This is a genomic window from Rhodoferax sp. LS1P39, from assembly GCF_056521425.1.
The window spans coordinates 19,442-45,004 of record NZ_JBWMAV010000018.1 but is presented as its reverse complement, the minus strand read 5'-3'; the positions used below and the strand labels follow the sequence as shown (position 1 = coordinate 45,004).

Annotated in this window: 23 protein-coding genes; all 23 read right to left on the bottom strand. The window is 64.4% G+C overall.

The features are described from left to right. Positions 1 to 8: 8 nt before the first annotated feature. Entirely contained in the window at positions 9 to 812 is an 804-nt protein-coding gene (locus AC097O_RS21885) for a cell division protein FtsQ/DivIB (RefSeq protein WP_479595090.1), read from the bottom strand. A 2-nt stretch (positions 813 to 814) separates the two neighbouring features. Continuing rightward, on the bottom strand, positions 815 to 1,783 hold the full coding sequence (locus AC097O_RS21880) for a D-alanine--D-alanine ligase (protein ID WP_479595089.1): 969 nt from the start codon (positions 1,781 to 1,783) through the stop codon (positions 815 to 817). A 5-nt stretch (positions 1,784 to 1,788) separates the two neighbouring features. After that, positions 1,789 to 3,213: a UDP-N-acetylmuramate--L-alanine ligase gene (gene murC, locus AC097O_RS21875; RefSeq protein WP_479595088.1), complete on the bottom strand. Its 1,425-nt coding sequence runs from the start codon at positions 3,211 to 3,213 to the stop codon at positions 1,789 to 1,791. Further along, positions 3,210 to 4,289 carry an undecaprenyldiphospho-muramoylpentapeptide beta-N-acetylglucosaminyltransferase gene (gene murG / locus AC097O_RS21870; protein WP_479595087.1) on the bottom strand — a complete coding sequence of 360 codons (1,080 nt, stop codon included), beginning with the start codon at positions 4,287 to 4,289 and terminating at the stop codon, positions 3,210 to 3,212. The genes murC and murG overlap by 4 nt, the downstream gene beginning before the upstream one ends. Beyond that, a complete protein-coding gene (gene ftsW, locus AC097O_RS21865) occupies positions 4,286 to 5,542 on the bottom strand; it encodes a putative lipid II flippase FtsW (RefSeq protein ID WP_479595086.1) in 1,257 nt (418 codons plus the stop codon). The genes murG and ftsW overlap by 4 nt, the downstream gene beginning before the upstream one ends. Beyond that, positions 5,539 to 7,131, bottom strand: coding sequence for a UDP-N-acetylmuramoyl-L-alanine--D-glutamate ligase (murD, locus tag AC097O_RS21860; protein WP_479595085.1), 1,593 nt, complete (start codon positions 7,129 to 7,131; stop codon positions 5,539 to 5,541). The genes ftsW and murD overlap by 4 nt, the downstream gene beginning before the upstream one ends. Positions 7,132 to 7,135: 4 nt before the next feature. Further along, positions 7,136 to 8,314: a phospho-N-acetylmuramoyl-pentapeptide-transferase gene (mraY, locus tag AC097O_RS21855; RefSeq protein WP_315183171.1), complete on the bottom strand. Its 1,179-nt coding sequence runs from the start codon at positions 8,312 to 8,314 to the stop codon at positions 7,136 to 7,138. Beyond that, on the bottom strand, positions 8,304 to 9,683 hold the full coding sequence (locus AC097O_RS21850; protein ID WP_479595084.1) for a UDP-N-acetylmuramoyl-tripeptide--D-alanyl-D-alanine ligase: 1,380 nt from the start codon (positions 9,681 to 9,683) through the stop codon (positions 8,304 to 8,306). Before AC097O_RS21850 ends, mraY begins: the two co-directional genes overlap by 11 nt. Beyond that, a complete protein-coding gene (locus AC097O_RS21845; protein WP_479595083.1) occupies positions 9,680 to 11,167 on the bottom strand; it encodes a UDP-N-acetylmuramoyl-L-alanyl-D-glutamate--2,6-diaminopimelate ligase in 1,488 nt (495 codons plus the stop codon). The genes AC097O_RS21850 and AC097O_RS21845 overlap by 4 nt, the downstream gene beginning before the upstream one ends. Next, positions 11,167 to 12,897 (bottom strand): peptidoglycan D,D-transpeptidase FtsI family protein, encoded by a 1,731-nt coding sequence (locus tag AC097O_RS21840; protein ID WP_479595082.1) that lies wholly within the window; start codon positions 12,895 to 12,897, stop codon positions 11,167 to 11,169. The genes AC097O_RS21845 and AC097O_RS21840 overlap by 1 nt, the downstream gene beginning before the upstream one ends. Beyond that, the gene (gene ftsL, locus AC097O_RS21835; protein WP_315183179.1) at positions 12,894 to 13,178 is read right to left on the bottom strand and encodes a cell division protein FtsL; all 285 of its coding nucleotides are present in this window, start codon (positions 13,176 to 13,178) and stop codon (positions 12,894 to 12,896) included. The genes AC097O_RS21840 and ftsL overlap by 4 nt, the downstream gene beginning before the upstream one ends. After that, positions 13,175 to 14,128, bottom strand: coding sequence for a 16S rRNA (cytosine(1402)-N(4))-methyltransferase RsmH (gene rsmH, locus AC097O_RS21830; RefSeq protein WP_479595081.1), 954 nt, complete (start codon positions 14,126 to 14,128; stop codon positions 13,175 to 13,177). The genes ftsL and rsmH overlap by 4 nt, the downstream gene beginning before the upstream one ends. A 9-nt stretch (positions 14,129 to 14,137) precedes the next feature. Continuing rightward, a complete protein-coding gene (gene mraZ / locus AC097O_RS21825) occupies positions 14,138 to 14,566 on the bottom strand; it encodes a division/cell wall cluster transcriptional repressor MraZ (RefSeq protein ID WP_315208990.1) in 429 nt (142 codons plus the stop codon). A 298-nt stretch (positions 14,567 to 14,864) separates the two neighbouring features. After that, positions 14,865 to 16,199 (bottom strand): ATP-dependent protease ATPase subunit HslU, encoded by a 1,335-nt coding sequence (gene hslU, locus AC097O_RS21820; protein ID WP_479595080.1) that lies wholly within the window; start codon positions 16,197 to 16,199, stop codon positions 14,865 to 14,867. A 3-nt stretch (positions 16,200 to 16,202) separates the two neighbouring features. Then, a complete protein-coding gene (gene hslV, locus AC097O_RS21815) occupies positions 16,203 to 16,751 on the bottom strand; it encodes an ATP-dependent protease subunit HslV (RefSeq protein WP_479595079.1) in 549 nt (182 codons plus the stop codon). A 64-nt stretch (positions 16,752 to 16,815) separates the two neighbouring features. Continuing rightward, positions 16,816 to 18,630, bottom strand: coding sequence for a hypothetical protein (locus AC097O_RS21810; protein ID WP_479595078.1), 1,815 nt, complete (start codon positions 18,628 to 18,630; stop codon positions 16,816 to 16,818). A gap of 22 nt (positions 18,631 to 18,652) precedes the next feature. Continuing rightward, positions 18,653 to 19,285: an RNA polymerase-binding protein DksA gene (gene dksA / locus AC097O_RS21805; protein ID WP_315183214.1), complete on the bottom strand. Its 633-nt coding sequence runs from the start codon at positions 19,283 to 19,285 to the stop codon at positions 18,653 to 18,655. A 199-nt stretch (positions 19,286 to 19,484) separates the two neighbouring features. Then, on the bottom strand, positions 19,485 to 20,540 hold the full coding sequence (locus AC097O_RS21800; protein WP_479595077.1) for a CobW family GTP-binding protein: 1,056 nt from the start codon (positions 20,538 to 20,540) through the stop codon (positions 19,485 to 19,487). A gap of 109 nt (positions 20,541 to 20,649) precedes the next feature. Further along, on the bottom strand, positions 20,650 to 21,846 hold the full coding sequence (locus tag AC097O_RS21795; RefSeq protein ID WP_479595076.1) for a class I SAM-dependent rRNA methyltransferase: 1,197 nt from the start codon (positions 21,844 to 21,846) through the stop codon (positions 20,650 to 20,652). Positions 21,847 to 21,863: 17 nt separating this feature from the next. Continuing rightward, entirely contained in the window at positions 21,864 to 22,793 is a 930-nt protein-coding gene (locus AC097O_RS21790) for a tyrosine-type recombinase/integrase (protein WP_479595075.1), read from the bottom strand. Continuing rightward, positions 22,794 to 23,483 carry a DUF484 family protein gene (locus tag AC097O_RS21785; protein ID WP_479595074.1) on the bottom strand — a complete coding sequence of 230 codons (690 nt, stop codon included), beginning with the start codon at positions 23,481 to 23,483 and terminating at the stop codon, positions 22,794 to 22,796. Positions 23,484 to 23,490: 7 nt separating this feature from the next. Further along, positions 23,491 to 24,360, bottom strand: coding sequence for a diaminopimelate epimerase (gene dapF / locus AC097O_RS21780; RefSeq protein ID WP_479595073.1), 870 nt, complete (start codon positions 24,358 to 24,360; stop codon positions 23,491 to 23,493). Positions 24,361 to 24,392: 32 nt separating this feature from the next. Further along, on the bottom strand, positions 24,393 to 25,523 hold the full coding sequence (locus AC097O_RS21775; RefSeq protein ID WP_479595072.1) for an ATP-binding protein: 1,131 nt from the start codon (positions 25,521 to 25,523) through the stop codon (positions 24,393 to 24,395). Between the last annotated feature and the right edge of the window lie 40 nt (positions 25,524 to 25,563).

The window sequence follows — 25,563 nt, the reverse complement described above, 5'->3', positions numbered from 1 at the left end:
CCTGTAATTCAATGTCCTGATATTTTTGGCTTGGGCACCGGTGGAGGTGCGGCCAAGGTGGTCACGCCGCGCAAGCGCAGGGCGTAACCTTCTGTGTAGCGCAGGTCGGCCTGCTCCACGGCATCTACCGTGCGGCCATAGACCTGGGTGACCTGGCCTACGGTGCCGATGAAGCGCTGTAGGCGTTGGGTAATTTCTTCCGCCGTACCCCGGCCCAGCTCGACCTCGCCACCGGCATCGGTCTGCATGCGCCAGCCACCGCGCTTGGTCAGCGTCAGCTGGTCCAGCGTCATGTCCAGCGGGGCCAGCACGGGGGCCAGCGTCTGGTACATGCCCAGGATCTGGCCAGCTTGCTCTGCCGGGCCATTCAGGCGGGGCATGTCGTCGTGGTCCACCTCGCCCACATTGGCCTCGAACACTTCGCCAAAGGTATTGAGCAAGCGAGGTTCGCTGTCGTCGCCCCAGTAGGCCGCCGCCTGCTGCTCTTGCAGCACCACCCGCAGACGGTTGGGAAACTCGCGCCGCACTACCGCCTTGCGCACCCAGGGCACGGCCTCGAAGGCGGCCTTGGTGGCGTTGAGGTCGACGGTGAAAAACGTGCCCTTGATCTTGCCGCCCAGGTTGGCGCGCAGCGTGACATCGTTGTTGTGCACCACGTCGCCCACCACCGTTATCCCACGGATGGCAAACACCGGCTGGCGCGCCGCCCACTGCACCAGCGCCACCAGCCCGAGGACGAGCGCGCCCAGGAACAGCACCGTGGCGGTGGCGTTCATGAGTTTCACGTCCATGGGGGCGGCGACTTTTTGCATGGTCAGGCCGTCGGTCTGGCGTTGTCTAGCGCTGCGGTTTGCAGCAAGCCTACGCACAGGGCTTCGTAGCTGATGCCTGCAGCGCGGGCCGACATGGGCACCAGCGAATGGCTGGTCATGCCAGGGGAGGTATTGATCTCCAGCAAATAGGGCTTGCGACTGGTCGCATCGATCATCACATCGATGCGACCCCAGCCTCGGCAACCGAGAACCCGATAGGCTTTGAGCACCAACTCCTGTATGGCCTCTTCCTCACCAGCGGGCAGGCCGCATGGCACCAGATACTTCGTATCGTCGGTGAAGTACTTGTTCTGGTAGTCGTAATTGCCCTCCGGGGCAACGATGCGGATCACCGGCAAGGCGCGCGCATCGGCACCAGTACCCAACACGGGGCAGGTTACTTCGTCGCCGTCAATGAACTGTTCGCACAACACGTCCGAATCCAGTTGCGCGGCAGCGGTCACCGCCTCCAGCATGCCGGAGTAGCCCTCGACCTTGGTCACACCGATGGATGAGCCCTCTCGCACCGGCTTGACGATGACGGGCAAACCCAGATCGTCAGGAACACAGATGATCTTGCGCCGTTCCCTATCGCCCGGGCCAAGCAGTTGGTAGCGCGGCGTCGCCAGCCCCTCGGCAATCCAGACCCGTTTGGTCATGACCTTGTCCATGGCAATGCTGGAGGCCATCACACCCGAGCCGGTGTACGGAATGCCCAACAACTCCAGCGCGCCTTGCACCGTACCGTCCTCGCCAAAGCGGCCATGCAGGGCGATGAAGCAGCGGTCGAAACCCTCGCGCTTCAGGTCGCCCAGGTCGCGTTCGGATGGGTCGAATGCATGCGCATCCACGCCCTGGCTGCGAAGCGCGGCCAGCACGCCGGTGCCCGACATTTTGGATACCTCGCGCTCGGCGGACGCACCGCCCATCAGCACGGCCACTTTTCCTAAATTTAAGTCTTTTTGGCTCATAGCGCTTATTCCATGGGCGAGAGAAGCTCTCGTATTGATAGCAAATCAACCACCTTGCCGGGCACAGAACCGATGGAGCCAGCACCCATGCACAGCACCACATCGCCGTTCTGGGCAATGTCGGCAATCGCCTGCGGCATGGTGGCGATGTCGTCGATGAAGACCGGCTCCACCCGGCCTGCCACGCGCAGGGCACGGGACAGCGCCCGGCCATCCGCCGCCACGATGGGGGCCTCGCCCGCGGCGTAAATCTCGCTCAGCAGCACCACATCGGCCTCGCCAATCACCCGCACAAAATCTTCAAAGCAGTCGCGGGTGCGGCTGTAGCGGTGCGGCTGGAAGGCCAGCACCAGACGGCGGCCTGGAAAGGCCCCACGCGCGGCCGACAAGGTAGCCGCCATCTCCACCGGGTGGTGGCCGTAGTCGTCCACCAGGGTGAACGTGCCACCGTCTTTGGTGGGCTGTTCACCGTAGGGTTGGAAACGGCGGCCTACGCCCTCGAACGTGGCCAGCGCACGCTGCACGGCGGCATCGGGCAGGTCCAGCTCAGCGGCAATGGCGATGGCCGACAGCGCGTTCAGCACGTTGTGGCGGCCCGGCAGGTTCAGCACCACGTCCAGGTCGGGCAGCACCACGCCGTTGCGGCGCTGCACGGTGAAATGCATCTGGCCGCCCACGGCGCGCACGTCCACGGCCCGCACCTGGGCGCCTTCTTCAAAGCCGTAGCTGGTGACGGGGTTGGTCACCTCATCGACGATAGCGCGCACGCCGGGGTCGTCGGTGCACAAAATGGCCGTGCCGTAGAAGGGCATGCGGTGCAGAAAATCGACAAAGGCCTTCTTCAGATTATTGAAGTCGTGGCCATAGGTTTCCATGTGGTCGGCATCGATATTGGTGACCACCGCCATCACCGGCAGCAAGTGCAAAAACGACGCATCCGACTCATCGGCCTCGACCACGATGTAGTCGCCGGTGCCCAGACGGGCATTGGCCCCGGCGCTGTTCAGGCGGCCACCGATCACAAAGGTCGGGTCCAGCCCGGCCTCGACCAGCACACTGGCCACCAGGCTGGTGGTGGTGGTTTTGCCGTGGGTGCCGGCAATCGCAATGCCCTGCTTCAGGCGCATCAGCTCGGCCAGCATCAAGGCGCGCGGCACGATGGGCACGTGCTGGGCGCGGGCGGCAATCACCTCGGGGTTGTCGGCCTTGACGGCGGTGGAGGTGACGATGGCATCGGCCCCCGCCACGTTCTCCGGCGTATGGCCAATGAAGGTGGTAATGCCCAAGCCCCCCAGGCGGCGCAGCGTGGCGCTGTCGCTCTGGTCCGAGCCCGAGACCACATAACCCAGCTTGTGCAGCACCTCGGCAATGGCCGACATGCCGGAGCCGCCGATACCAACGAAGTGCAAATGGCGTACGGCGTGTTTCATGGGCGTACCAGTCTTTCTAGTTCATCGGCCACGCGCGCCGCCGCATGGGGCTTGGCCAGCGCGCGGGCCTGGGTGGCCATCGCAAGCAGTTGCTCACGGTTCAGGTTTGTCAAAAGGTCCGCCAGGTGCTGCGGTGTCAGCTCGGCCTGCGGCAGGTGGATGCCTGCGTGCTTGTCGGCCATCCAGCGGGCGTTGTCGCGCTGGTGGGAGGTGGTGCTGACCACCAAAGGCACCAGCACGGCGGCGACACCGGCGGCGCACAGCTCGCTCACGGTGACGGCCCCGGCGCGGCACACGATCAGGTCGCAGGCCGCGAGCTCGGTAGCCATGTCGTCGATAAACGGCAGCACCTGGGCGGCGATGCCCTGCTCGGCATAGGCAGCCTGCACGGCGGCCTGCTGGGCCACACCGGTCTGGTGCACCACCTGGGGCCGCTGGTCGGCGGGCAGCCGGGCCAGTGCCAGTGGCAAGCAGTCGTTGATCGCTTTGGCACCCAGGCTGCCGCCCACCACCAGCACCCGCAGCGGCCCTTGGCGGCCCGCAAAGCGCGCGGCGGGTGCGGCGATGGATTCGATCTCGGCACGCACCGGGTTGCCGGTGACCACCGCGCGGCGGATGCCTTGGGTGGCCGGGCCATCGAAGCCGAAGGCCACGCGGTCGGCTACCGGCAGCAAGGCCTTGTTGCTCATCAGCAGCGCGGCATCGGCGTTCACCAGCATCAGCGGCTTGCCCAGCAACGAGGCCATGAGCCCGCCGGGAAAGCAGACGTAGCCGCCCATGCCCAGCACGGCATGGGCGTGGCGCTGGCGCAGGATCTGCAGGCAGCTCCAGAACGCCGCCAGCATGCGCACGCCGCCGGTCAGCGTGTGCAGCAGCCCCTTGCCGCGCAGGCCGCTGAAGGCAATGCGGTCCATGGCAATGCCCGAGGGCGGCACCAGCTTGTTTTCCATGCCGTGCAGCGTGCCCAGCCAGCTGACGGTCCAGCCACGCTGCTGCATCTCGCGCGCTACGGCCAGACCAGGGATGACGTGCCCGCCCGTACCTGCCGCCATGACGACCAAATGGCGCGCGCTCATACCCGCGCTCCATGCATGAGTTGCCTGTTTTCGTAATCGACTCGCAACACCACCGCCAATGCCACCAGGTTCCACAAAATCGCCGACCCGCCAAAACTCATCAGCGGCAGTGTCAGCCCCTTGGTGGGCAATGCGCCCAGGTTCACACCCATATTGATGAAAGCCTGAAAGCCCATCCACAGGCCCACGCCCTGGGCAACCAGACCGGCAAACAGGCGGTCGAGTGCGATGGATTGGCGGCCAATGTGCATGATGCGGCGGATCAGCCAGAAGAACAGGCAGATCAAGGTGACCACGCCCACCAGGCCAAACTCTTCGCCAATCACGGCCAGCAGGAAGTCGGTATGCGCCTCGGGCAGCCAGCTGAGTTTTTCGATGCTGCCGCCCAGGCCCACGCCAAAGATCTCGCCCCGGCCAATGGCGATCAGCGAGTGGGTGAGCTGGTAGCCCTTGCCCAGGGCGTTGGTGTCGCTCCAGGGGTCGAGGTAGGCGAAGATGCGCGCCCGGCGGTAGTCGTTGAAGGCAATCATCAGGCTGAACGCGCCCAGCAGGATGGTCGAGATCAGGAAGAACATCCGGGCATTCACCCCACCCAGAAACAAAATGCCCATGGCGATCACGGCAATCACCATGAACGCACCCATGTCGGGCTCGGCCAGCAGCAGGATGCCGATGACCCCCATCGCCAATCCCATGGGCCAGACAGCGCGCAAGAAGTTCTCTTTCACGTCCATCTTGCGCACCATGTAGTCGGCGGCGTAGACCACGGTGGCGAACTTGGCCATCTCGGACGGCTGGAAGTTCATCACCCCCAAGGGCAGCCAGCGCCGCGCGCCGTACACCACCTTGCCCACGCCCGGAACCAGCACCAGCACCAGCAGCAGCAGCGAGAACAAAAACAACCACGGCGCCCAGCGCTCCCAGGTACGGATCGGCACCTGGAAGGTAATCAACGCCGCCACAAAGGCCACGCACAGAAACATGGCGTGCCGGATCAGGAAGAAGTTGTGGTCGTACTTGGCGAAGCGGGGGTTGTCGGGCATGGCAATCGACGCCGAATACACCATCACCAGGCCCCAGGCGAGCAGCGCCACCGTGACCCACAGCAGCGGCTGGTCAAAACCATGCACCCGCTGCGGCTGGCTGGGCGTGCGCGAGAAGCCAGCGGACCCCAGCTTGACCGGCAAGGCATCGGCTGCGGCCTTGGGCAGGCCCTTGAACCAATCGCTGAAACGCAGGGACATAGCGCTCATGCTTCGCTCCCCCCGGCATCGGCCAAGGCCATGACGGCCTCGATGAACACCTGGGCGCGGTGCTCGTAGTTGTTGAACATGTCGAAGCTGGCGCAGGCGGGCGACATCAGCACAGCGTCGCCGGGGTGGGCGCGCTGGCTGGCCAACTGCACCGCCTGGGCCATGCTGTCGGCATCGACCAGGGCCACACCTGCATCGGCCAATGCAGCGCGGATCTGCGGCGCGTCGCGGCCGATCAGCACCACCGCGCGGGCGTAGCGCGCCACCGGCGCAGCCAGCGGGGTGAAGTCCTGGCCCTTGCCCTCACCACCCAGAATGACGACGATGCGGCGCTCGGCACCCAGGCCGTTCAGTGCGGCCACAGTGGCACCCACATTGGTGCCTTTGCTGTCGTCAAAGTATTCGATCTCGCGCACGGTATCGACCGACTCGACCCGGTGCGGCTCGCCCCGGTATTCGCGCAGGCCGTAGAGCATGGGAGCCAGCGCGCAGCCTGCCGCCGTGGCCAGCGCCAGCGCGGCCAGGGCGTTGACGGCGTTGTGGCGGCCCCGGATGCGCAACGCATCGGCGGGCATCAGGCGCTGGATGTACAGGTCGTCTGCGGCCTCGCTGCGCTTGCGCTTGGTCTCGTCCGCTTCGAGGGCGCGCACCAGCCAGGCCATGCCGTTGACCACTTCGAGGCCGAAGTCGCCAGGGCGCTGGGGCATGTCGCCGCCAAAGGTGGTGTGGCGCCGCAACTGGGGCTTTTGCAAGCGCACCCGGATCGGCTCGGGCAGCATGGCCATCACGCCAGGGTCTTCGCGGTTCAGCAGCATCAGGCCGTGCTGGCCGAAGATGCGGGCCTTGGCCGCGCCATAGGCCTGCATGCTGCCGTGCCAGTCCAGGTGGTCCTGGCTGAGGTTGAGCACGGCGGCGGCGGTAGGCTCAAAGCCCTGGGCTGCGTCAAGCTGGAAGCTGGACAGCTCCAGCACCCAGACTTCGGGCAAGCTGTCTGCCGCCATGTGGGCCGCCAGCGTGTCCAGCAGTGTGGGGCCGATATTGCCCGCCACGGCCACGGTTTTACCGGCGCGTTCCACCAATTGGCCGGTGAGCGAGGTGACCGTGGTCTTGCCATTGGTGCCGGTGATGGCCAGCACGGCGGGCTGGTAACCCAGCGGTGCCGCGGGCGCGGCGATGGCCACGGGGGCTTCGTCGTCTTCGGATGGCGCGGCGGTGTCCTCTTCGGATTCTGGCTCCGACACCGCAGGGGCTTGACCCAGATCGGCCAGCGCACGGGCAAACAGGGTGAGCTCGCCACCTACAGGCAAACCTGCACGCTGCGCCTCGGCCAGCACCGGGGCCAGCACCTCGGGCGACAGGCCGGGCGAACGGTACACGGCGCGCACGCCCTGCGCCAGTGCCGCGTTGAACGGACCGGCGATGAACCGGGCGGCGGGCACTTCGGCCAGCAGCGTGGCCAGTTGGGGCGGGGCCTCGCGCGTGTCGGCCACGGTGACCTGCGCGCCGTGCTGGGCGCACCAGCGCGCCATGGCCAGGCCAGACGCACCGAGGCCCAGGATCAACACAGGGAGGTCTTGCAAGTGCCGCATAGTCTTAACGCAGCTTCAGCGTGGACAGGCCCACCAGGCACAGCAGCATGGTGATGATCCAGAAACGCACGACGACCTGGGTTTCCTTCCAGCCGCTTTTCTCGAAGTGGTGGTGCAGCGGGGCCATCTTCAGGATGCGCCGCCCGGTGCCGGTTTTCTTCTTGGTGTACTTGAACCAGCTGACCTGCAGCATCACCGACAAGGCCTCGACCACGAAGATGCCGCCCATGATGGACAGCACCACTTCCTGGCGCACGATCACCGCCACGGTGCCCAAAGCGCCGCCCAGCGCCAGCGCGCCTACATCGCCCATGAACACCTGCGCCGGATGCGTGTTGAACCACAAAAACGCCAGCCCGGCACCGGCCATGGCCGCGCAGAACACCAGCAGCTCGCCCGCGCCGGGGATGTGCTGCAAGAACAGGTATTTGGAGTAGACCGAGCTGCCCGTCACATAGGCAAACACGCCCAGCGCCGAGCCCACCAGCACCACCGGCATGATGGCCAGGCCGTCGAGGCCGTCGGTCAGGTTCACCGCATTGCTGGAGCCCACGATGACCAGGTAGGTGAGGATCACAAAGCCCAGCACACCCAGCGGGTAGCTGACTTCCTTGAAGAACGGCAGTTGCAGCCCGGCCTTGGGCGGTAGGCTCAGGTCAAAGCCCGACTGCACCCAGCTGAAAAACAGCTCCAGCACCCGCATATTGGAGTTTTCGGAAATGCTGAACACCAGGTACAACGCGGCCACCAGGCCGATCAGCGACTGCCACATGTACTTCTCGCGCGAGCGCATGCCCTCGGGGTCTTTGTTGACCACCTTGCGCCAGTCGTCCACCCAGCCAATGGCCCCAAAGCCCAGGGTGACCAGCAGCACGATCCACACAAACCGGTTGCTCAAGTCCACCCACAGCACGGTCGAGATGGCGATGCACAGCAAGATCAGCACGCCGCCCATGGTTGGCGTGCCCTGCTTGGCGAGGTGGCTTTCCATGCCGTAGCCACGGATGGGTTGGCCAATCTTGAGTGCCGCCAAGCGGCGGATCACCGCCGGGCCTGCGGCCACGCCGATCAGCAACGCCGTCATGGCGGCCATCACCGCACGGAACGTGAGGTACTGGAACACGCGGAAAAACCCGAACTCGGGTGACAGGGTTTGCAACCACTGGGCAAGGCTAGGCAGCACGGGGGGAATCCTCGGAATGTTGTTGTTTTTGTATGAAAGCCACGACCCGCTCCATCTGCATGAAGCGCGAGCCCTTGACCAGCACGCTGGCCACCTGGGGCAACTGGGCCTGCACGGCGGCCAGGAGCGCGTCGATGCTGTCAAAGTGCTGGCCCCCAAACGGGGTCAGGTGCTGGGTGAGCGGGCCCAAAGTCAAAATCTGCTCGATGCCGCAGCGCTGTGCCTGGGCACCGGCTTCGGCATGGAATTGCGGGCCCTGGTCGCCCACCTCGCCCATGTCGCCCAGCACCAGCAGGCGCGGGCCGGGCAAAGCAGCGAGTACGGCGATGGCGGCCTGCACCGAATCGGGGTTGGCGTTGTAGCTGTCGTCCACCACCGTCAGGCTGCCGCCACCGATCTGCACGGCCAGCGCCTTGGAGCGGCCCTTGACCGGCTCGAACGCTGCCAACCCCTGGGCGATGGCGGCCAGCGGCACACCGGCGGCCAGGGCGCATGCGGTGGCGGCCAAAGAGTTCGCCACGTTGTGCAGGCCCGCAATGTGCAAGGCGTAGTCCAACGGCCCGGCAGGGGTACGGGCATGGACCTGCCATGCGCCATCGGCCCACAAAGGGGCATTGGCCGTCACGTCCGCCCCTTCCAGGGCGAATTGCAGGCAGTTGCGTGGCGCGCTGAGAGCCTGCCACAAGGGGGTGAACTCGTCGCCCGCCGGGAATACGGCCACTCCGTCGGTGGGCAAGGCCGCCAGCACGCTGCCGTTTTCCTGGGCCACCGCTTCCACGGTTTGCATGAATTCCAGGTGCTCGCGCTGGGCGTTGTTGACCAGCGCCACGGTGGGCCGGGCCATGGCGGCCAGCTCGGCGATTTCGCCGGGGTGGTTCATGCCCAGCTCCACCACGGCCAGCCGGTGATGCGCACGCAGGCGCAACAGCGTCAGCGGTACGCCGATGGCGTTGTTGTAGTTGCCCTGGGTAGCCAAAAAGGCATCAGGCTGGGCCGCGCGCAGGATGCTGGCCACCATTTGGGTGACTGTGGTTTTGCCGTTGCTGCCGGTCACGGCAATCAGCGGCAGATGGAACTGGGCGCGCCAGCCGGTGGCCAGGGTGCCGAGTGCCGCCAGGGTGTCTGCTACTTCGATACAGGGCAGGCCAGACAGCGCGTAGCCGGGGTGGCACAGGGCGGCTACCGCGCCACTGGCTTGCGCCTGGGCCAGCAGGGTGTTGGCATCGAAAGTGTCGCCCTTGAGGGCCACAAACAGGTCGCCGGGCTGCAGGCTGCGGGTGTCGCTGTGCACGCGGGTGATGGCTACCGAGGCATCGCCCACCAGCCGCGCACCGGGCAGCAGGGCCAGGGCTTGTTGCAGCGTCATCATGCGGCAGCTCCTTGGCTACGCAAGGCCAGGGCGGATTCGGCATGGGCTTTGTCCGAGAAAGCGTGCTTCACGCCCGCCACCTCTTGCGTCGTCTCGTGGCCCTTGCCCGCCAGCAGCAGCACGTCTGCGGGCGCGGCCTGGGCGATGGCTTCGGCGATGGCCAGCGCGCGGTCGGCCTGCACATGCACGCAGGCGTTGTGGCTCAGGCCCAGCAGGATCTGGCTGATGATGTGCTCGGGCTTTTCGCTGCGTGGGTTGTCGCTGGTGACCAGCACCAGGTCGGCGTTCTTTTCGGCCACAGCGGCCATCAGCGGGCGCTTGGAGGCATCGCGGTCGCCACCGCAGCCAAACACGCACCAGAGCTTGCCGCCACGGGCTTGCGCCAGCGGCTGCAGGGCCAGCAAGGCCTTGTCCAGCGCGTCGGGGGTGTGGGCGTAGTCAATGGCCACTAGCGGCTGGCCGGGCGGGTTGATGCAGTCCATACGGCCCGGCACCGGCAGCAGACCGTGGCAGGCCTGCACAGCCTCGGCCAACGGTACGCCCACGGCGCGCATGGCACCGATGACACCCAGCAGGTTGGCCACGTTGTATTGGCCGATGACGGCGGTGTGCAGGCTGTGGCGCGCACCGCCCTCCACCACCTCAAAGCACAGGCCACCGGCTTCGTAACGGATGTTTTCGGCCTGCAGACGCGCAGCGTGGGTGCAGGACAGCGTCCACACATCCAGGCCGGTCAAGGAGGCGGCCAATTCGGCACCCTGCGGGTCGTCCACATTGACCACCGCCGCTTGCAGACCGGGCCAGCGGAACAGCTCGGCCTTGGCCTGCCAGTAGGCTTCGGTGCTGCCGTGGTAGTCCAGGTGGTCCTGGGTGAAATTGGTGAACACGGCCACGCGGATGCGGGTGCCGTCCAGGCGGCGCTCAACGATGCCGATGCTGGAGGCCTCGATGGCGCACGCGCCCAGGCCCAGGTCCACAAAGCCCCGGAACGCCTGCTGCAGGCGCACCGGGTCGGGGGTGGTCAGGCCGGTGCTCAGCACATCGGGCGGAATTCCAATGCCCAAAGTGCCCACTACCGCACAAGGATTAAGCGTGAGCAGCTCTGTTTTTGATAGCGCCTGGGCCAGCCACCAGGCGGTGGAGGTTTTGCCGTTGGTGCCGGTAATGGCCAACACATCCAGGCTTTCGCTGGGCTGCTGGCAGTAGGCGGCAGCGATGGGGCCGGTGGCGGCTTTCAGGCCGCTGTAGCTGGCAACGGCATCGCTGTCGAAGCCGAATGCCTCGGAGCCGACCTGCTCGACCAGGCAGGCAGCAGCCCCCTGGGCCAAGGCGGCCCGCACAAACTGGCGGCCATCGGCGGCGGCACCCGGCCAGGCGATAAAGCCGTCACCGGGCTGGATGGCGCGGCTGTCTACCTGCAGGCTGCCGTGCACCCGGCTCTGCAACCAGGCCACTGCTTCGGAGGGGGTATGGAGTTGCAACATCAAAACGACTCTTCCACGGACTGGGCGACCACCTGGGGCAGCACATCCAGATCGGGCTGCACGCCCATCATGCGCAGGGTTTGCTGCACCACTTCACTGAATACGGGTGCCGCCACCTGGCCACCGAAATACTGGCCCGCGCTGGGCTCGTCGACCATCACCGCCACGATGATGCGCGGCTTGCCGATGGGGGCCATACCGGTGAACCAGGAGCGGTATTTGTTGCTGGCGTAGCCCTTGCCCACCTGCTTGTGCGCCGTGCCCGACTTGCCGCCCACCGAATAGCCCACGGTCTGCGCCTTGGGGCCTGTGCCGCCGGGGCCTGCAGCCATTTGCAGCATCTTGCGGATGGCGGCCGCGTTCTGGGCCGAGAACACCTTTACGCCCACGGCCGGTTCATCGCTTTTAAGGATGGTGGCCGGAATGATTTCTCCGTCGTGCGCAAAGGCGGTGTAGGAGTGCGCCATCTGGAACAGCGATGCCGACAGCCCGTAGCCGTACGACATAGTGGCCTGCTCAATGGGCCGCCAGGTTTTCCAGGGCCGCAAGCGCCCAGACACCGCGCCCGGGAAGTTGATTTGCGGCTTCTGGCCAAAACCCACCGCCGTGAACGTGTCCCACATTTCGTGCGCGGACATGCGCTGGGCGATCTTGGTGGCACCCACGTTGCTGGACTTCTGGATCACGCCCTCGACCGTCAACAACCCGTAGTTGTGCGTGTCGGTGATGGTGGAGCCGGTGATGGTGAGGCGGCCCGGGCCGGTGTCGATCAGGGTTTCAGGCTTGATGCGGCCGGCTTCCAGCGCCATTGCCACGGTGAGCGGCTTCATGGTGGAGCCGGGCTCGAACGTGTCGGTCAGGGCGCGGTTGCGCAATTGTTCACCGGTGAGGTTCTTGCGCTTGTTGGGCACGTAGCTGGGGTAGTTGGCCAATGCCAGAATTTCGCCGGTCACGGCATCCAGCACCACCACGCTGCCAGCCTTGGCCTTGTTGGCCACCACGGCATCGCGCAGCTTCTGGTAGGCAAAGAACTGCACCTTGCTGTCGATGCTGAGCTGGATTTCGCGGCCATCCACGGGCGGCACCTGGTCGCCGATATCTTCCACCACCCGGCCAATGCGGTCCTTGATGACGCGGCGCGAACCCGCCTTGCCACCCAGTTCTTTGTTGAAGGCCAGCTCGATGCCGTCCTGGCCGTTGTCTTCGACATTGGTGAAGCCCACCACGTGGGCAATCGCCTCGCCTTCGGGGTATTGGCGCTTGTATTCCTTGCGCTGGTACACGCCCTTGATGTTCAGGGCCGCGATTTGCCGGGCAATGGGTTCATCCACCTGGCGCTGCACCCACACAAAGGTTTTGTCTTCGTTCAGCTTCTTGGTCAGGTCGGCCAGCGGCATATCCAGCAGCTTGGCCATCTGCTTGAGCTTGGCGGGGTCGTGGTCCACGTCTTCCGGAATGGCCCAGATGCTGGGCGCAATCACGCTGGAGGCCAGGATCAGGCCGTTGCGGTCCAGAATCCGGCCCCGGTTGGCGGGCAGCTCCAGCGTACGGGCAAAACGCACCTCGCCCTGGCGCTGGAAGAAGTCGTTGCCAATCACCTGGATATAAGCCGCGCGGGCAGCCAGCCCCACAAAGCCGAGCGCAATCGCCGCCACCACCAGCTTGCTGCGCCACACCGGCGTTTTGCTGGCCAGCAAAGGGCTGGAGGTATAACGAACACTGCGGCTCATGGTGCCTTGGCCCCACTGGCTTCGACCGTCACGTACTGGGTGATGGCCGGGGTGCTGGTGCGCATTTGCAGTTGTTCCTTGGCCAGCTTCTCCACCCGCAGCGGCGTGGCCTGGGCGCGCTTTTCAACCTGCAGGCGCTCGTTTTCAATCTCCAGCTTGTGCGACAAGGCGATCGCCCGGTCTACCGCCACAAACAGGCTGCGCGAGTCGTACTGCACCCGCACCAGGTACAGCGCACTGGCCACCACGGCCAGCATCAAAACAAGGTTCAACCGGGTCATGGCGCTGCCGTCCTGCGCGCCACGCGCATCACCGCGCTGCGTGCGCGCTTGTTGCCTGCCACTTCGGCGGCGCTGGGTTTGACCCGGCCCAAAGCCTCCAGCTTCATCAGCGTGGTGCCGCCCAGCATCCAGCTGGGAGCCCGGCGGTCCACCACCTCACGCGCATGCTTGGCGATGAACTGCTTGACGATGCGATCTTCCAGCGAATGAAAGCTGATCACCACCAGCCGCCCACCCGGCTGCAGCACCCGCAGACTGGCATCTAGCGCGTGTTGCAGTTCTTCCAGCTCGGCATTGATGAAAATCCGAAAAGCCTGAAATGTCCGCGTAGCAGGGTTTTGGCCCGCCTCGCGGGTTTTGACCGTGCTAGCCACGAGTTCGGCCAGTTCAGTGGTGGTTGATAAAGGGCCGCGTTCTTGTCGGCGAGCAACAATCGCCTTTGCAATGGGCCCAGCAAACCGTTCTTCGCCGTAGTCACGTACCACCTCTGCGATCTGTTGAACCTCGGCTGTTGCCAGCCACTCGGCCACACTCTCGCCGCGCGTGGGGTCCATGCGCATATCAAGTGGGCCGTCGAACCGAAAACTGAAACCGCGCACCGGATTGTCGATTTGCGGCGAGCTGATACCCAGGTCCATCAACACCCCGGCCACACTGGCATCGGGCAAGGTGTCCAGGTGGCGGAAGCCCTGGTGGCGGATGGAAAACCGTGGGTCGGCAATGGTGGCAGCCTCGGCAATCGCTTCCGGGTCGTGGTCGAAGGCGATCAGGCGATCTTGGGGGCCCAGCTTGGACAGCAACAGGCGCGAATGTCCGCCGCGACCGAAAGTAGCATCGACGTAAGTAGCCACAGCGCCATCGGCGCTGTGGTTTGAGGAGTCCGGCTTGTCGAGAAGAGCATCAACTGCTTCATCCAACAAGACGGTGGTATGTTTCCACAACGTATCCACCGTAGGGCCTTAGAAAGAAAAATCCTTGAACACTTCGGGCATCTCGCCCTGCATGGCTTTGGCTTCTTGTGCGTCGTAAGTGGCTTTGTCCCACAGCTCAAAATGCCGCCCCATGCCCAGCAACACGGTTTCGCGCTGGATACCCGCACCTTCGCGCAACTCAGGCGACACCAGCACCCGACCGGTGCTATCCAGCTCTACATCCATGGCATTGCCGAGAAAGATGCGCTTCCACCACTGAGCAGACATCGGCAACTCGGCAATCCGCTCACGGAACTTCTCCCACTCGGGGCGCGGAAACAGCATCAGGCAGCCATGGGGGTGTTTGGTGATGGTCAGTTGGCCGCCAGCCGTCGCGCTCAGCACGTCACGGTGCCGGGTCGGCACCGAGAGCCGACCCTTCGCATCCAGACTGAGAGACGAAGCCCCTTGAAACACAACAACTGCCCACCCTTGCTATTGAGTGACAACCAAATGGGCGATGCGAAGGCACTTTTCACCACTTAATTGCACTTTTTTGCACTGTATCAGGAAAAAAAGACTGCGCCCACCGGCAGCGCAGTATTTTTTCAATCAAATCAATGACTTAGCCTCAGTGTTGCATGTTGATTGACGCAAAAAACGTTAAAAATTAAGCACTTAGCGAGGTTTGTGAATGTGCCAAATGAGACCGCCGCATCAGGTGTAACAAAGATGATGGACACCCCGTGCATACGCGCAAGTGCGCAGCCTTGGGCTACAAGATATAGCGCGACAGGTCTTCGTTCTTGCTCAGTTCCTTGAGGCGGGAGTCCACGTAGGCCGCGTCGACCACCACCGTTTGCCCGTCCAGCCGGGCAGCATCGAAGCTGATGTCGTCCAGCAGCCGCTCCATCACGGTAGACAAACGCCGTGCACCGATGTTTTCGGTGCGCTCGTTCACGTCAAACGCGATGTGCGCCAGCCGGGTGATGCCCTCGGGCAAAAACTCCAGCGTCACGTTTTCGGTGGCCAGCAGCGCCTGGTACTGCTTGACCAGCGAGGCGTGGGTTTGCACCAGAATCGCCTCAAAGTCTTGTACCGACAGCGACTGCAGCTCTACCCGGATCGGAAACCGGCCTTGCAGCTCCGGAATCAGGTCACTGGGCTTGCTCAAATGGAACGCGCCCGAAGCGATGAACAAAATGTGGTCGGTCTTGACCGTGCCGTACTTGGTGGACACCGTAGTGCCCTCCACCAGCGGCAGCAGGTCGCGCTGCACGCCCTGGCGCGACACCTCGGCCCCGCTGCCTTCGCTGCGCGAGGTGACCTTGTCGATTTCGTCGATGAAGACGATGCCGTTTTGCTCGGCATTGAAGATGGCCTGGGTCTTGATTTCTTCCTCATTCACCAGCTTGGCGGCTTCTTCTTCGACCAGCAGCTTCAGGGCTTCGCCAATCCGCAGCTTGCGGGTTTTGCGCTTGGTCTGGCCCATCTGGCTGAACATGCCGCGCAGTTGCTCGGTCATCTCCTCCATGCCGGGCGGTCCCATGATTTCCATTTGCGCCTTGGTATCGGCCAGGTCGAGCTCGATTTCCTTGTCGTCCAACTGGTGTTCGCGCAGCTTTTTGCGGAAGCTCTGGCGGGCGGCACTCTCCGGCGTATCCGAGGTGTGAACCTGCCCTTCCAGGCTGCGCGCGGTGGGGATCAGGATGTCCAGAATGCGGTCTTCGGCGGCATCCTCGGCCCGGGTACGCACTTTGCGCATCTCGGCTTCGCGGGTTTGCTTGACGGCAATGTCGGCCAGGTCGCGGATGATGGCATCCACGTCTTTACCCACATAGCCCACTTCGGTGAACTTGGTAGCCTCGACCTTGATGAAAGGCGCATCGGCCAGACGCGCCAGGCGGCGGGCAATCTCGGTCTTGCCTACGCCGGTGGGGCCGATCATCAAAATATTCTTGGGCGTGATCTCATAGCGCAGCGGCTCTGCCACCTGCTGCCTGCGCCAGCGGTTGCGCAGGGCAATGGCCACGGCCCGCTTGGCCTGGTGCTGGCCGACGATGTGCTTGTCCAGCTCGACAACAATTTCTTGGGGGGTCATGGAGGACATGGTTCAGTCCAGGGTTTCGATGATGTGGTTCATATTGGTGTAGATGCACAGCTCGCCCGCGATCTCCAACGACTTTTTGACGATCTGGGATGCCGACAACTCGGTGTTGTCCAGCAGCGCCTTGGCCGCCGAATGCGCGTAGGCACCGCCCGACCCGATGGCAACAATGCCGTGCTCGGGCTCCAGCACGTCGCCGTTGCCGGTGATGATCAAGGACGCGGTGCTGTCGGCCACCGCCAGCATGGCTTCCAGGCGGCGCAGCACGCGGTCGGTGCGCCAGTCTTTGGTGAGCTCGATGGCGGCCCGCACCAGGTGGCCCTGGTGCTTTTCCAGCTTGCCCTCAAAGCGCTCGAACAGGGTGAAGGCATCGGCGGTCGCGCCCGCAAAACCGGCCAAGACGCGGTCGTGGTGCAGCTTGCGAACCTTACGGGCCGTGCCTTTGATGATGATGTTGCCCAGCGTGACCTGGCCATCACCGCCAATGGCGACTTGCACGCCGTTGGGGGTTTGGCGGCGCACGCTGATGATGGTAGTGCCGTGAAATTGTTCCATGGGGTCTAGGTAAGGGTGTGGGCGATGAATACAAGCGCATCCAGTGCGCTACCGCGACGGCAGATCAGTTTCGGCGCGGCAGCACCGTCGCGTTTTCGTTGATGCCAATCACGTTGAAGAAGATGGCTGCCAGGCGGTGCAGCCCGGTAAATTGCACCTGGCGGCCTGCCGCATGCTGGTCCGCCGTCCAGTTCAGCACCGAGCCGGCCGCCGAAAAGTCGATGCGCACCAGGGTGTCGCAGGCCACCACCACCACCGCGCTACCGCCCGACTGCGCATCCACCACCGCCAAGGCCTGCGATGCATCGCCCAGCACCATACCCGACAAGGCGCCCCGGGACACCGGTGCGGTCGACAAGCCCGGCGGCAGGGTACGTACGCCGTTATCGGAATCCTTGAAATCGGAGGGCCCGAAGCTTGACGCACCCAGCGCCTCCACCGGCACCACCATGTCCTGGGCGTCCAGCACGGCAAAACTGCAGTGCGCGGCCTGCCATGCCGGCGGCGACACTTCGTAGGTGATGCAGTATTCCAGCGCCACCATGTCAAAGGCATCCTGGCTTTGCAGAATGCGCAGCAGCGCCAGCCGCACGCGCCACCACTGCGGGTGGGCCGTGGCATCGCCCGACACGGTGTGGCTCTTCAACACGTCCTGCAAATGCTCTACATCGGCAAACGTCAATTGCACCGCCTGGTCGGCCCAGGTCTCGAAAATATCGACCAGACCTGGCACGGCGCTGCTGTCAATTACGCCCAGACTGGCCCAGCCGATTTGTACCGAAGCAGGAGCCCGCAATCGCAGGGCAGCTTGCAAGCTGGCAACAGATGCGGCGCTCAGAACGGACGGGCAGGCCCAGGTAAAGCTGCCGCCCTGCCCCGCCACCGCGTCGGACGGCCTTGTGCTGGCCAGTGGCAACCCGGCCTGGTCGGGAATCGAGAACCAGGCGGGCGCGGTACGCCCAAAGCGGCCGGCGAAATCGATGGCTTCGGTGTCAAAGCGGTCTTGCTGGTTGGTGGCACGGTACAGGTCAAACAGCGCCATCCAGACTTCAGCGCGGGCCGGTGGCACCGGGTTCTGCCGCAGCAGGGCCAGCAGAGCCTCCTCGGCCCCCGGCACGTCACCATTCGCAAAACGGATGGCGGCTTCTTCGAGCTCGGGGTTGTGCTCGTAGACACCCGTATCCAGTTCAGGCAAATCCAGGTCCAGGGGCGCAGGTTCGACCGCTTTGGGAGCAGGTTCCATCGCCCCGAAATCAAAATCCAGGTTCAGGTTGTGGTCCAGCGCTGCCAACATGTCCACCATCGGCTCGCCGCTCGGCTCCGACCGGTCCCACGACCGTTCATCACGCAGCGGCGATATGTCGGTGGGGGCGTAAGCGTTAGAGAGCTGATGCGCCGCCTGGGTCGGCAGCGGAGCAGGTTCGGTGGCCGCGTAGGCGCGGGTCTGGCCCGGTGGATGGGCGGGCTCGGCAGATGGCAGACCGGCATGGCCCGACAGCCGTACCGGCTGGCTGGCCCCGGTGTCTTTGGCTTTCCACCACTGGCGGGACATTTGCGCTTCGATGTCGTCGATCTTTTTGATCGTGACGGCGCGGTCGTCCAGCTTGGACTGCATGCTGCTCTGGAAGAAAGAAGGTCGCTCTACCGCATCGGAAGAAGGCTGCGACTCGCGCTGGCGCAGTTTGCGCAGCTGGTCGAACTCGCGGCGGCGCACAAAATCGTTGCGTTTTTTGCGCTCAATCATCTCCTTGAGCATCTGCTTGCTGTACTGGCTCTCCTTGTCGAGCTCGGGCTGGTCGAGGTCGGACCAGTTCGTCGTGGGATTGCGAACGAACTTGACGACCTTGGACAGCAGACCCGAGGGTTCGTTAGGTGGCATGGCGTTATCTACAGGCTACCGCTCAATCGCCGAACATTTTTTGCTTCAGCTCACGGCGCTGCTGGGCTTCCAGCGACAGCGTGGCCGTGGGGCGGGCCAGCAAACGGCCTACGCCGATCGGCTCGCCGGTCTCGTCGCAATAGCCGTAGTCGCCCGCGTCGATGCGGTTGATGGACTGCTCGATCTTCTTGAGCAGCTTGCGTTCGCGGTCGCGGGTACGCAGCTCCAGGGCATGCTCTTCTTCGATGGTGGCGCGGTCGGCCGGGTCGGGCACCACCACGGTGTCTTCGCGCAGGTGCTCGGTGGTTTCACCGGCGTTGTTCAGCATGTCCTGCTTGAGCACCGTGAGCTTGAGGCGGAAGAAAGCCGTCTGCTTTTCGTTCATGTACTCGGAGTCGGGCATGGCCAGCACTTCGGCATCGGTCAGCTTGTCGGCCGGGGTGGTCTTCCAGTTGTTGGCCAGCTTCGGGTCTTTTTTGGCCGCCACGTGGGGTGGCGGCGCAATCATGGGCTCGGGCGCGTTCTGCATGTAGCTGGACTTGGCCGCGGTGGACGCAACAGCCGGTGCCATGGACGGCACGGTGAGCTGCGCCAGACGCGACGAAGGACGCACGCTCTTGGCCGGGATCGACGTGTAGCGGGGGCTGGTCTGCACCGCCGGGGTGGCTTCGGTGGCAGCCGCCACGGGGGCGGGGGTGGGCTTGGGCGCTGTAGTCACTGTGTAGTACTCATGGTTGGCGCGGGGTTTTAGCGTCCCGCAATCGTCATTATTTCTTAGGACTTACGCAGCGCCCCCTGTGTCGCCCGCAGGGTGCACAGGGGGACTTGCGTAAGTCCTGTTTCTATTCCTGGCTTCACACCAAACACTGTTCCATGCCTTGCAAAAAGATGTCCTTGGGCAGTTCGATCCCGATAAACACCATTTTGCTGCCGCGCTTTTCGCCTGCAGCCCATTCCGGGCCCAGGTCGCTGCCCATCAACTGGTGCACTCCCTGGAAAATGACTTTACGCTCCGTGCCCTGCATATTCAAGACACCTTTGTAGCGCAGCATGCGCGGGCCGTAAATATTGACGATGGCGCTCAGGAAGTCTTCCAGCTTGGCCGGGTCAAAAGGCCGGTCGGATTTGAAGACAAAGCTCTGCACGTCGTCGTCATGGTGGTGGTGGTGCGCACCTTCGTGCCCATGGTCATGCTTGTGCGAAGGATGGTCGCAATGCTCGCCCTCGGCGTGGTCATGGTGGTCGTGGTCATCTTCCTTGAGGAAGTCGGGGTCGATGTCCAGCTTGGCGTTCAGGTTAAAGCCGCGCAGGTCAAACACCTCGCTCAGGGCCACTTCGCCGAAATGCACGGCTTTTTGCGGTGCGCGCGGGTTCATGTGCTTCAAGCGGTGGATCAACGCATCGACTTCGGCGGGCTCGACCAGATCGGTCTTGCTGATGAAGATCTGGTCGGCAAAACCCACCTGGCGGCGGGCTTCCTGGCGCTCGTTGAGCTGGGTGGCGGCGTGCTTGGCATCCACCAGGGTCAAAATCGAGTCCAGCAGGTAGCTTTCGGCGATCTCGTCGTCCATAAAGAAGGTCTGCGCCACCGGGCCGGGGTCGGCCAAACCCGTGGTTTCAATCACCACGCGGTCAAAGTCCAGCAGACCCTTGCGCTTTTTGGCGGCCAGCAGGCTCAGGGTGGCGCGCAGGTCTTCGCGGATGGAGCAGCAAATGCAGCCATTGTTGAGCTGGATGATTTGCTCGCCCGGCTCGGACACCAGAATCTCGTTGTCGATGTTCTCTTCGCCAAATTCATTCTCGATGACGGCGATTTTCTGGCCGTGGGCCTCGGTCAGCACGCGCTTGAGCAGCGTGGTTTTGCCGGAGCCGAGAAAGCCGGTCAGGATGGTGGCGGGAATCAGTGCCATAGGTTCTTTCATTGCTAACTTTTCACCGGGAGCCGTGCGGCCCGCCCGATTTCGTGGAAATTAACAGGTGGGGAGTGTAGCGGCCAATTCAATCGGCATCCGCCCGGGCTCATTTACGCAAAATCACCAGTCCTTTGAGGTACTCGCCCTCGGGGAAATTGACCGTCATCGGGTGGTCGGGCGCGCCGCCCAGGCGCTCGCTGATATAGCCGTCCACCCCCGCGTCGATACCGGCCGAAGCCACAATCTTGTGGAACAGGTCGGCGTTGATGCCGCCCGAGCACGAATAGGTAAACAGCACGCCGCCCGGCTCCAGGATCTTGAAGGCCAAGCGGTTGATGTCTTTATAGGCCCGGGCTGCGCGGTCGGCGTGGGCCGCCGTGGGAGCGAACTTGGGCGGGTCGAGCACGATACAGTCGAAAGTCTGGCCCTGCGCGGCAAACTGGCGCAGCGAGGCGTTCACGTCGGCATCCATGAAGGTCACGCACTCGGGCGCAAAGCCGTTCAGCGCCACATTGGCCGCCGCCCGCTCCAGTGCCGGGCCGGACGAGTCGATGGAGGTGACGTGGCCCATGCTGCCCCCGGCACGCATCCCTGCCAGCGCGGCCACGGTAAAACCGCCGGTGTAGCTGAAGCAGTTCAGCACGCGCTGGAACTGCAGGCGCTGGGCGTAGCGGGCCATTTTCTGGCGGCTGTCGCGCTGGTCCAGGTAGAAGCCGGTTTTGTGGCCTTCGGCAATGTCCAGCGTGAGCTGCCAGTCGTGCTCCTGGATGGTCAATTCCGTCGGGCCGTCGCCGCGCAGCCAGCCGGTGGCGGGCTCCATGGCTTCGAGGGCGCGGCTGCTGGCGTCGGACCGCTCGTACAACTTGGTCAGACCGGTGGCAGCCAGGATGGCCTCGATGAGCACGTCTTTCCAACGCTCGACCCCGGCAAACAGAAACTGCGCCACCAGGGTGTCGCCGTAACGGTCCACGATCAAACCAGGCAGGCCATCGGATTCGCCGTGGACCAGGCGCATGCCGTCACTATTGATATCAAATCGGGCCCTGGCGCTTATGGCTTGGGCGACAGCAGCTATAAAAAACGCAGCATCGATACGCTGGGCCTCGTCGAAGCTCCAGGCGCGGGCACGGATTTTGGAGCTGGGGCTGAACGCCGCCCAGGCCAGGAACTTACCCTCGCTGGACTCGACACGCACGGTTTCACCCGCGTCGGCACCGCCCCGGGCGATGGCCGATTCAAAGATCCAGGGGTGGCGGCGCTGCAAAGAGCGCTCTTTGCCTTCACGGAGACGGATGGTTTTCATCCGCTGGATTGTCGGGCCTATTTGCCTGCGGGAAGTTTGGCGCGCGGATGGGCCGCGTCATAGGTGGCCGCCAGGTGCTGGAAGTCCAGCCGGGTGTAGACCTGGGTGGTGGTGATGTTGGCGTGGCCCAGCAGCTCCTGTACCGCCCGCAGGTCGCCGCTGCTTTGCAGCACATGGCTGGCAAACGAGTGGCGCAGCATGTGCGGGTGCACCGGGGTGGCAGTGCCCGCCAGGCGGCTGCGGCGGCGCAGGCGCTGCCATACCGAGGCGGCGGTCAGGCGGGTGCCGTAGCGGCCCAGGAACATCGCCGAAGACATGTCTGTGCCCTGCCCTTCGGCGCGCAGGGCCAGCCATTGTTCCAGCGCGGCCACGGCAGTTTTACCGATCGGCACGATGCGTTGCTTGCGGCCCTTGCCCAGCACATGGGCCTCGCCTGCGGCCAGATCGACCCAGCCCTTGGCAGACGGGCCGGGGGCCGCGTCCAGCCCGGTCAGCTCGCCCACGCGCAGGCCGCCGCCGTACAGCAGCTCGACCATGGCCGCATCGCGGGCTTCCAGCCACGGGTCGTCGCCTTCGTTGTCAAAATCGGCAAAAGCCACCGCTTCGTCCAGCCCCAGGGCCTTGGGCAGGGGTTTGGCGGCTTTGGGGGCGCGCACGTCCTGCACCGGGTTGTTCGCCACCAGGCCCTGGCGGCCCAGCCAGACGTAAAACCCGCGCCAGCCCGACAAGATCAGCGCAATGCCGCGCCCGCTACGGCCCTGGCTGTGCATTTGCACTACCCAGCGGCGGATGTGGTGGTGGGCCACGTCGGTCAGCGCCACCCCGGCGGTGTCGGCCTGCGCGCTCAGTTTGGCCAGGTCCAGCGCGTACAACGCCAGCGTGCGCTCGGCCAGGCGCTTCTCAAAACGCACGTAGTCAAGGTATTGGGCGACCAGTGCAGGGACCATTTACACCCGCAGACGCGAGAGGGCGGCCCCGGCCAGCTCGGCGATGCGTTCCAGAAAATCCGTACCCATGGCCGACTCGAAACGCTGGCCGTCGGGCGAGGCCAGCACCAGCATGCCAAAGGCCGGGCTGGGGCTGTTGAGCACGCCGGTGCGCAGTGGCATCAGGGCGATGGACATGGCGGCGGCCGGGTTGGCCAGCCAGCTGACGGCCTCGAAGCCGGAATTCACACCGCAGAACGGTGCGGTGAGCGACGAGGCGAAGATCTTCGCGTCTTCGCTCACGCCCTGGGCCCAGACGGCCTGGGCGTATTCGTCGGCCACGCCCCAGACCTTGATGGCCACCTGCGGCACCGAGAACTGCACCTCGATCTCGTGGGCGATGCGCTCGGGCAGGTCGCCGGGCGCGCGCGTCAGCAGCAGGCTGCGGGCCCAGCGCTGCAGCTTGTCGGCAATGATCACGTTCTCGTTACCGTTGCGCACCATGTCCATGATGCGGTGCTCCAGGCCCTTGATCTTTTCGCGCAGCATCTCGGCCTGGCGCTCCTGCAGGCTGACCGCCCGGTTGCCGTGCGGGCTGGTGAGCTGCACCGAGGCCAGCACCTGCGAATGGCGCTCGAAAAACTCGGGCGTATTGCTCAGGAAGTTGGCGATGTCGTCTTCGGTGATGGGGTTGTTGGTGTTCATGTTCATAAAAGTTTTAATCCGGAATGGTGATGCTGCCGTCGAACACGGTGGTCGCCGGGCCGGTCATCCGCACGGGCTGGCCCATGCCCTCCCATTCGATGGTCAGGGGGCCGCCACGGGTGTCTACATCGACCCGCGCGTCCAGCAGGCCCAGGCGGATGCCCGCCACCACCGCCGCACACGCGCCGGTGCCACAGGCCAGGGTCTCACCCGCGCCACGTTCAAACACCCGCAGGCGGATGTGGCCACGGTTCAGCACCTGCATGAAGCCGACGTTGACCCCGTTGGGAAAGCACGGCTGGGCCTGCACCAGCGGGCCGGTGGTCGGCACCGGGGCCGCGTCCACGTCGTCCACCAGCAGCACGGCATGCGGGTTGCCCATGGACACAACCGCTACGCTTTCAATAGCTTCTTGCGCTGATGGAATAAGCGCCAGAGGCCATTTTTGCCATGTATTGACCGCCACGGGCTGCAGGCCTTGCGGATCGAAAGGGATCTGCGCCAGGTCGAACACCGGCAGGCCCATGTCCACCGTCACGCGGCCATCGGCCTGCATATTCAGTTGCAGCACGCGCTCCATGGTTTGCACCCGCACGCTGCGCTGCGTGGTCAGCCCCCGGCTATGGACAAAACGCATGAAACAGCGCGCCCCGTTGCCGCAGTGCTCCACCTCGCCGCCGTCGGCGTTGTGGATGGCGTATTCAAAGTCGATGCCGGGGGCGCTGGCGGCGCGTACCGACAAAATCTGGTCCGCGCCCACGCCAAAGTGGCGGTCGGCCAGAAAGCGGTATTGCTCCCGGCTCAGGCCCAGGCGGCCCTGGGTCTCGTCGAGCACCACAAAGTCGTTGCCCGCGCCCTGCATTTTGGTGAATGGAATGTGCATGGGGGAATTATCGGCGCTTGGGCGACACCTTCTCACACATCCAAAGCATTCAACCACCCCGCTGCGGCCCGCACTTCAATCCGCCCGATGTCATGCCCATTGCGCAAGTCGCGCAGCAGCTGGGTGGCGCGGGCCTGGGGCCACTCTTCGGCGAAGCGGACCAGGGCGCGGTGCGGTTTGGCATCGGTCAGCTTGCATTCAACCAGATCGGTCAGGGTGTCGCCCTCGCTCAGGCAAAAGTCCACCTCGGCCCCATCTTTGGTGCGGATGTAGTGCAGGTCCACGGATTTGCCCTGCGCGTCCTGCTGCCATTCCACCTGCTTCAGCAAGGCGCAGGCCACCATGTTCTCGAAACGCAGGCCCGCATCGCCCAGCACCAGCCCGGTATCGAAAAAATACACCTTGGGTGCCTGCAGCGTGGCACGGGCGATATTGCGGTGCCAGGGGCGCACCACAAAAACAATGAACAAGGCCTGCAAAATGTCCAGGTACTTGGCCAGGGTGACGGGTGACAGGTGCAGATCGCGGGCGATGGAAGCCAGCGACAGCGGCGAGCCCACCCGGCTGCGCAGCATCTCGGCAAACAGGCGCATGCTGCCCACCTCTTGCAGGCGCGAAAACTCCAGCACGTCGTGGCGCACCAGCCCGTCAAAGTAGGGCCTGCGCCAGCGCTCGGCATCCTCGTTGGCATCGGCCAGGCAGGGCTCGGGGAAACCGCCACGCTCCAGCAGATGGGTCAGGGCCTGCTCAGACGTGGCTCCGCTGTGGGTGGTCCATTCGCGTACCGAAATCGGGTGCAGCCGCAGGGCAAAAAACCGCCCTGCCAACGAATCGCCGGTCTGCCGAAAGGTGTCGAGCCGGGCGCTGCCGGTCACCAGCAGTTGCTGGGCTGCAGGTTTGCCGTCCACCACGCCCTTGAGCCAACTCTTCCACTGCGGCATTTTGTGGATCTCGTCCAGCACCAGCAGCGGGCTGCGCTGGTCCCACAACTGCGCTTCGATCAAGCGCCGGTCTTCGGCCACGTCGTAGTTCAGGTACTGCCCGCCCATCTCTGCCAGCAAAAGCTGGCTGAAGGTGGTTTTGCCCACCTGCCGGGGCCCCACCAAAAAGACCATCTTCTTGCGCAGGTCTCGGCGGATGCGGTCATCGAGATAGCGGTTCATGCGACTATCTTACCGAGGAATGAACAAAAGCCGCGACTTT

Coding starts and splice junctions, on each gene's coding strand:
- AC097O_RS21885 (WP_479595090.1), bottom strand. CDS start 812: ATGCAAAAAGTCGCCGCCCCCATGGACGTGAAACTCATGAACGCCACC.
- AC097O_RS21880 (WP_479595089.1), bottom strand. CDS start 1,783: ATGAGCCAAAAAGACTTAAATTTAGGAAAAGTGGCCGTGCTGATGGGC.
- murC (WP_479595088.1), bottom strand. CDS start 3,213: ATGAAACACGCCGTACGCCATTTGCACTTCGTTGGTATCGGCGGCTCC.
- murG (WP_479595087.1), bottom strand. CDS start 4,289: ATGAGCGCGCGCCATTTGGTCGTCATGGCGGCAGGTACGGGCGGGCAC.
- ftsW (WP_479595086.1), bottom strand. CDS start 5,542: ATGAGCGCTATGTCCCTGCGTTTCAGCGATTGGTTCAAGGGCCTGCCC.
- murD (WP_479595085.1), bottom strand. CDS start 7,131: ATGCGGCACTTGCAAGACCTCCCTGTGTTGATCCTGGGCCTCGGTGCG.
- AC097O_RS21850 (WP_479595084.1), bottom strand. CDS start 9,683: ATGATGACGCTGCAACAAGCCCTGGCCCTGCTGCCCGGTGCGCGGCTG.
- AC097O_RS21845 (WP_479595083.1), bottom strand. CDS start 11,167: ATGTTGCAACTCCATACCCCCTCCGAAGCAGTGGCCTGGTTGCAGAGC.
- AC097O_RS21840 (WP_479595082.1), bottom strand. CDS start 12,897: ATGAGCCGCAGTGTTCGTTATACCTCCAGCCCTTTGCTGGCCAGCAAA.
- ftsL (WP_315183179.1), bottom strand. CDS start 13,178: ATGACCCGGTTGAACCTTGTTTTGATGCTGGCCGTGGTGGCCAGTGCG.
- hslU (WP_479595080.1), bottom strand. CDS start 16,199: ATGTCCTCCATGACCCCCCAAGAAATTGTTGTCGAGCTGGACAAGCAC.
- hslV (WP_479595079.1), bottom strand. CDS start 16,751: ATGGAACAATTTCACGGCACTACCATCATCAGCGTGCGCCGCCAAACC.
- AC097O_RS21810 (WP_479595078.1), bottom strand. CDS start 18,630: ATGCCACCTAACGAACCCTCGGGTCTGCTGTCCAAGGTCGTCAAGTTC.
- AC097O_RS21800 (WP_479595077.1), bottom strand. CDS start 20,540: ATGGCACTGATTCCCGCCACCATCCTGACCGGCTTTCTCGGCTCCGGC.
- AC097O_RS21795 (WP_479595076.1), bottom strand. CDS start 21,846: ATGAAAACCATCCGTCTCCGTGAAGGCAAAGAGCGCTCTTTGCAGCGC.
- AC097O_RS21790 (WP_479595075.1), bottom strand. CDS start 22,793: ATGGTCCCTGCACTGGTCGCCCAATACCTTGACTACGTGCGTTTTGAG.
- AC097O_RS21785 (WP_479595074.1), bottom strand. CDS start 23,483: ATGAACATGAACACCAACAACCCCATCACCGAAGACGACATCGCCAAC.
- dapF (WP_479595073.1), bottom strand. CDS start 24,360: ATGCACATTCCATTCACCAAAATGCAGGGCGCGGGCAACGACTTTGTG.
- AC097O_RS21775 (WP_479595072.1), bottom strand. CDS start 25,523: ATGAACCGCTATCTCGATGACCGCATCCGCCGAGACCTGCGCAAGAAG.